The organism is Microbacterium sp., from assembly GCF_047971895.1.
Taxonomy (GTDB): domain Bacteria; phylum Actinomycetota; class Actinomycetes; order Actinomycetales; family Microbacteriaceae; genus Microbacterium.
Genome location: NZ_JBKEAF010000110.1, coordinates 1 through 3,408, shown reverse-complemented (window position 1 = coordinate 3,408; position 3,408 = coordinate 1). Strand labels below are relative to the sequence as shown.

Sequence of the window (3,408 nt, the reverse complement as noted above, 5' to 3'; positions counted from 1 at the left end):
GCATCAATGTAGGCGCGGTAGGTGGCCTCCGCGGCGGCGAAGGCCTCTTCCTCGCTCGAGAACGGGGGAGTGGCGGTCGGCTCGGGAGCGGGGGAGGCGAGGCATCCACTCATCGCCATCAGGGTGACGAGCAGCACGGGGATCAGTGCAGAGCGGCGGATCACGCCACAACGGTAGCGAGATCCCGAGGCCGAGCTCAGGAGTTGTCCACAGGCTCGACCCACGCGTATGCGCTTCAGGTCGGTGCGCGTTCGACGAGTTCAACGTCGATGAGGTGCCAGCGCAGCAAGGCAGCATCGTCCGTGATCGCGGCGCTGCGCGCGTTGATCTCGGGGTTCCGACATCGAGCACGCGACGCCGGGTTAGCGCGAGAGGGAACGTATGCGGCATGCTCGAAGGACCACGCAGATCCACGCCTCACGGAAGAACATGGCATGACCATCGGAATAGGCATTGCGCTCCTGATCATCGGGGTGATCCTGTCGTTCGCCTTCGACGTCAAGGTCGGCTGGTTCAACCTCTACGTCGTCGGCTACACGGTCATGGGCCTCGGCTTCCTGGTGCTCGTCGTCGGTGTCGCCCGCGCGGTCGTGCGTCGCGGCAAGGCCGCGGATGCGACAGACAGTACGACGAGCGACGACGACGCCGGCCCGGCATCCTGACCTACCGACGTCTCCGTGGCCGGGGCTGGTCGAGCCCCATCACGATGCGTGTGCGACGACGTTCGAACACGACGAAGCAGATACCCACCAGCCAGATCGGCACCTGCGTGAGAAACGCCAGCCTGAACGCGTTCAGCGTATAGGTCTCGGGGGTGCCGGCACCCTGGATGTCGAGGGCCGCCCCGATCAGGAAGATCGCGATGAGCGCGGCCAGAAAGCCTCCGACGTTCGTGATCCCGGTGGCGGTGCTGAGCCGGTGGGCGGGGTTGTGCGTGCGTGCGTGGTCGAACGCGATCATGGATGCTGGCCCGCCCGTGCCGAGCGCGATGGCGAGCACGAACAGCAGCCACAGCGGTGCCGTGCCCGGCCAGGCGATCACCACCAGCCATGACACCAACTGGAAGATGGCGGTCGGCAGCACCAACGCGCGCGAACGCAGATGCGGGATGCGCGCCGACAGCGCCCCGAGGATCGGCCCGAGCACCATCCCGACGACTACGTACACGGTCGTGACGGTCGCCGCGACCCCCGCGGTGAGTCCTTCACCGGCGGTCAGGAACGGCACGCCCCACAGCATGATGAACGCGGTGCCCGCGAACGGCGTGGTGAAGTGCGACCAGAACGCCAGCCGGGTGCCGGGGTGCGACCATGCCGCACGCAGGCCCACCCGTGTGTCGACCGCCGAGGTCACCACGCGCACGGCGCCCGTGTCGGTGTCGACCGAGACGTCGGCTTTGCGCTCGGGGGGATGGTTGCGCACGATCAGCCAGAGCAGGACGGCGAACAGGATGCCGAGCCCGGCGATGCTGCCGAAAGTGATCGTCCATGTCGTCGCGTGCAGCAAGGCCGCCAACGGGACGAGGGCGATGAGCTGACCGGTGAGTCCGACGATGCCGGTCAGCTGCACCATCACGGGACTGCGCTGCGCCGGGAACCACGTGGCGATGAGCCGCAGCACACTGGGGAAGACGGCAGCGTCTCCGGCACCCAGCAGCATGCGCGCGAAGATCGCCACGCCGACATCGGGGGAGAGGGCGATAACGAGCTGACCGGCGGCCATGAGGACCATGCCGATCGTCATGATCGGCCGCGCGCCCCAGCGGTCGAGCCACAGCCCGACCGGGATCTGCATGATGCCGTAGACCGCCAACTGCAGCACGGCGAACATCGACAGCGTCGAGGCGTCGGCGTGAAAACGGTCGGCCGTGTCGACGCCGACGCCCGCGAGCGAGGTGCGGTTGGTGACGGCGAGCACGTAGGCGGCGACGCTGACGCCCCAGATCAGCCAGGCACGGGCCGGATGCCACGTGAAGGCGGGCGATGTCAGGCTCACGGCCGTCTCCTCATCGGATCGCGGGGGGCGGCTCCGCCGTCACCGTGCTCGAGTGCGCCGTCAGTCGCTCGCCGGCCTGCCGCGAGGCGCAGAACGCCCACCACGCCAGCGGCCGGCGACTGCCCTTGCGGTACACACGGTGGCGCACCTGCGCGTCCTCGGGGAGTGCGGCGCCGGCCGCCACGCGCACGCTGGGGAGGATGACCGAAGCCGCCGCCTCGTAGCCTCTGCTGGAGGGGTGCAGGCCGTCGAGTGCAGAGAACATGCCGACCGGATCGTCCCGGAATAGCGGCCCGAGTGTGTCGACCAGCGACACCGAGCGCCCACCGGCCCGCAACGTCACGATGGCCTGACCTGTGGCCAACACGCGGCTCGAAGAAGCGCAGCGGCTGCCCGAACGTGTAAACGGTGCCCAGATCGGGACACGTCGCGACGACCACCTGGGTGCCTTCGCGGCGCAGTTCGCGCACGACCGCCCACAGCGGCCACAGCGCGCCGGGCAGGCGCGTGAGCCGCATCACGTCGTTGGCACCGACGACGATGACCACCACATCCGGTGTCGCACGCTCGCGAAGGAGCGCGAGCTGGGTGACAAGGGCGGTCGATTCTGCGCCGACCTCGCCGACATTGGTGAGCACGACGGGGCGAGTGGATGCCGCGGCCAGCCCTCTCGCCAGGATCACCCCGGGCGTTCCCGCCGGGTTTTCCGCGCCGTAACCGACCGCCAGCGAGTCGCCCATCAGCCCCAGTGCGAGGGGCGAGCCGGGATGCTCCGCGCCGAACGTCCCGCTGAACGGCACCATCGGGCCCAGCCGCGTGCGTCCCAGCCGCCCGCGAACGAGCAAGCCCTGTGCCGTCGCAACCAGGAGCAGCGCGGCAGCGGCACCGAGGATCACGCCGACGACGATGCCCAGACCCCGCAACAGCCACGCTGCCAGCCGCACCGGCCACCACGACACCGACCACTCCCACCGCTCCGACATTCTGCCTCCCAGGCTCCAGCGTATTCAGGTAGATCAATGTAGATCGCTTTCGTAGGGTGCACACGTGAAAACCGTGTCAGCACGAGAGCTCTACCAGAACCCCGCGGCCACGTTGCGAGATGTCGAAGCGGAGGAGTGATGACGTCGTACGACGTCGACACGTCGGTTCCGGGGCGTGTGCTGCTGTGCCACTCGTCGACGGCGATGTCCTGGTCCCTGGATGCCGCCGAGCAGGACGCCCTGCTGTCATCACGCTCTTCACGTGCCCGTCCAGGGTGGGCTCGCGGGTGTCGTGGGGAGGTGTGATCGCCGCGCAATCGCTTCCGCGCGAGTGTACAGACGCTGGCACCACGGGTGCATACTGGGCCGTATGAACGAGACTACTTTCACTGTCGATTCCGCCGACGGACTCCATCTGCACGTGTACCGG

At 68.4% G+C, this 3,408-nt stretch carries 3 protein-coding genes; 1 reads left to right on the top strand and 2 read right to left on the bottom strand.

Annotated features, from left to right (window positions below):
- Nucleotides 1-434 precede the first annotated feature (434 nt).
- On the top strand, nt 435-662 hold the full coding sequence (locus tag ACK5IN_RS08840) for a hypothetical protein (protein WP_416895822.1): 228 nt from the start codon (nt 435-437) through the stop codon (nt 660-662).
- A gap of 1 nt (nt 663) precedes the next feature.
- Here the strand turns inward: ACK5IN_RS08840 and ACK5IN_RS08835 are convergent, their stop codons facing one another.
- Nucleotides 664-1,995, bottom strand: coding sequence for an MFS transporter (locus ACK5IN_RS08835; RefSeq protein WP_416895821.1), 1,332 nt, complete (start codon nt 1,993-1,995; stop codon nt 664-666).
- On the bottom strand, nt 1,992-2,978 hold the full coding sequence (locus tag ACK5IN_RS08830; RefSeq protein WP_416895820.1) for a GDSL-type esterase/lipase family protein: 987 nt from the start codon (nt 2,976-2,978) through the stop codon (nt 1,992-1,994). The genes ACK5IN_RS08835 and ACK5IN_RS08830 overlap by 4 nt, the downstream gene beginning before the upstream one ends.
- Between the last annotated feature and the right edge of the window lie 430 nt (nt 2,979-3,408).